Source organism: Streptomyces sp. UNOC14_S4 (genome assembly GCF_020740835.1).
GTDB lineage: Bacteria > Actinomycetota > Actinomycetes > Streptomycetales > Streptomycetaceae > Streptomyces.
The window spans coordinates 1-2740 of sequence record NZ_JAINFC010000736.1 but is presented as its reverse complement, the minus strand read 5'-3'; the positions used below and the strand labels follow the sequence as shown (position 1 = coordinate 2740).

Sequence of the window (2740 nt, the reverse complement as noted above, 5' to 3'; positions counted from 1 at the left end):
TCCTGGTAGCGCGGCTGAGGCTGCGGCGGCGCGTACTGCTGAGGCCGAGGCTGGTGTTGCGGCTGAGGCTGCGCGTACTGCTGCTGCGGAGCAGCCTGCGGAGGCGCCGGGCGCCGGTGCGGGCGGCGGCGCAGCGGGTCCTCGCTCGGGTCGAGGTACTGGACCTGTGTCTGGTCGTTGCGGTCCCGGGCCGCGCGCATCTGCGTCTGCCACGGGTGCGGGCTGTCGGCGCCGCCCTCCGGCGGCATCGGCGGTACGGGCGGCATGGCGCGGGTCGGGTCGCCACCGGGCGCCGAGCCGATCGGCATGGCCCGCGTGGGGTCGCCCGGCGCGGCCGAGCCCATCGGCATCGCGCGCGTCGGGTCGCCGCCGAAGCCCTGGGGGGCGCCCGAGCCCGCGGGCAGCACCTGTGTGGGGTCGCCGGCGGCCGGGCCCGTGGACGGCAGGACGCTGGTGGCCGCGTTCGGGTCGTACGCGCCATACCCGGCGCCGACGGGCGGCAGCACCTGCGTGGGGTCGGCGTCGCCGCCGGGCGCGCCCGGCACCTGGGCCGGTGCGGGGTCGGGCGCGAGCAGCGCGCCCACGCCGAGCGCGGCCTCGGCCTGGGCCGGGGAGGCGTGGACACCGACGCCCGCGGCGACGACGCGCAGGGCGCGCGCGAGGTTCTCGGCGCTGGGGCGCTCCTCGGGCCGCTTGCGCAGGCAGCGTTCGATGACCGTCCAGAGGGGCTCGGGGACGGTCGTGGGGCGGCGCGGTTCGGCGCTGAGGTGCTGGTGGAGGACTTCGAGCGCGGTGGCCCCGGCGAACGGGGGGCGGCCGGTGACCAGCTCGTAGAGCAGGATGCCCGCGCCGTAGATGTCGACCGCGGACGTCTGCGGGCGGCCCTCGGCCGACTCGGGCGCGACGTAGGCGGGCGTGCCCACGAACTCGTGGGTGCGGGTGAGGCCCGGGGAGTCGGCGAGGCGCGCGATGCCGAAGTCGGTGAGCATCGGGTGCATCGTGGCGCCGTCCGACCCGGCGAGCAGGACGTTCGCGGGCTTGAGGTCGCGGTGGACGATGCCGTCGGCGTGGCTGGCGGCGAGCGCGTCCGCGATCTGGGCGGTGAGGAGGGAGGCCGCGACCGGGGTGAAGGGGCCGTTCTCGCGCAGGTAGCGGTGCAGGTCCGGGCCCTCGACCAGGTCCATGACCAGGGCGAGCAGGTCGCCCTCGACCACGAGGTCGCGGGTGCGGACGATGTTCGGGTGGGTGAGCCGCAGCAGGACGGAGCGCTCGCGCAGGAAGCGCATGACGACGTCCGCGTCGTTGGCGAGCTCCTCCTTGAGCACCTTGATCGCGACGGTCTCGCCGGGCTGCCCGGCCACGGCGGCCTCGGAGCCGGCCGTCTCGCGCTGGCGCGCGCGCCAAACGGTGCCCGTCGCCCCGCGTCCGAGCACCTCTTCGAGGAGGTACTTGCTGCCTACCGGCCGCACGTCATGCGCTCCCTGGTCGTGATCTGCCGGGCTCCGCGGTCGCGAGGCTCGGCTGGTGATGATTGCCGTCGTCCGTCGCGTCCCGGCCTTCCGCCCACTGTAGTGCCGTCGTACGGGCCACCGGACTGCCGAAATCCGGGGGGCTGTGGGGTAAAGACGCGCGTTCCGGACACTTGGTTGCCGTGATGCGCCGGGGCGGCGCGAGGTGACGGAAAAGAGACGGAAGAGATACTCAACCGCGGGGGCCTAAAAACTTGTCGATGCTTGTCGACGATCGCCATGGACAGTCCGTAAATGATCCCTGCCTGAACGGATCACCCGCCCGGGCTGCCCTTACTTGATCACCACCGTTTTTTTCCGCACACTCCGATCGTCGTTCAAGATCACGGATCGGCGTGCGCCGGGCGCGTCGTCGGCGGCAGGTGCGAGGATGCTCGCAGCACGGATGCCGTGGGGAGGGTGTGCGGGACCCCGCGCGACGTGGTGACCTGTACGTGCCGAAGCGCCCGTGCACGGTGGGGGGCCTCGGAAAGAGGCGACGGAGAGCCGAGGCATTCCGCCCCCGCCGCGCCACCAGGGGCAGGAAGGGACCGTTGACGGCGATGCAGATCAGGCTGACCGTCCTCGGGCCGCTCAGCGGCCACACCGCGCACACCGGGCACGCCGCGCCCGCGACGCGCGCCTGCGACGTCCTGGTGACCGCGCCCGCGGGCACCGCGCTCGCCAGCGTGACCAGCGGGCTCGCGGCCGTCGCCGCCGCCGCGGGCTGCGACCTGGGCAGCGGTTCGGCGGTCGTCTACGCGGGCTCCGAACGGCTCGACGGGCAGCGCTGCGCGCTCGGCGAACCGCCCCTGATCGACGGCGCCGTGCTCTCCCTGTGCGCCCCCGCCGATCCCGAGCGGCACGCGGGCGTGCTGCTCTCCGGCGCCCAGGAGGCCGCGACCCGGCTGCACGTGGTCTCCGGTCCCGACGCGGGCGGGGTGCACCTGCTGCACGGCGGAGAGGTGACCGTCGGCCGGTCCAGCGCGGCGGACGTGCCGCTCGACGACCCCGACGTCTCCCGGCTGCACTGCGCCGTCACGCTCTCCGACGACGGCACGGTCTCCGTCCGTGACCTCGGGTCCACCAACGGCACCACCCTCGACGGCGAACCCGTGGGCGAGGTCCCCGTCCCGTTCCCCTCGGGCGAGCTGCTGCGCGTCGGCGAGTCGGTGCTCGGCCTGCACGGCCTGCACGGCACGGACGCGGCCAGCCCCGAGGTCCTCCCGGCC

General features: G+C 74.9%; 2 protein-coding genes. One reads left to right on the top strand and one right to left on the bottom strand.

Annotation, left to right across the window (positions count from 1 at the left end; genetic code table 11):
* On the bottom strand, positions 1 to 1469 hold a 1469-nt coding region (locus tag K6I34_RS35105; protein ID WP_229332081.1), incomplete at its 3' end, for a serine/threonine-protein kinase.
* A 602-nt stretch (positions 1470 to 2071) separates the two neighbouring features.
* Between K6I34_RS35105 and K6I34_RS35100 the strand changes: the two genes are divergently transcribed.
* Positions 2072 to 2740: FHA domain-containing protein (locus tag K6I34_RS35100; protein ID WP_229332080.1), on the top strand; the 669-nt coding region annotated here is incomplete at its 3' end.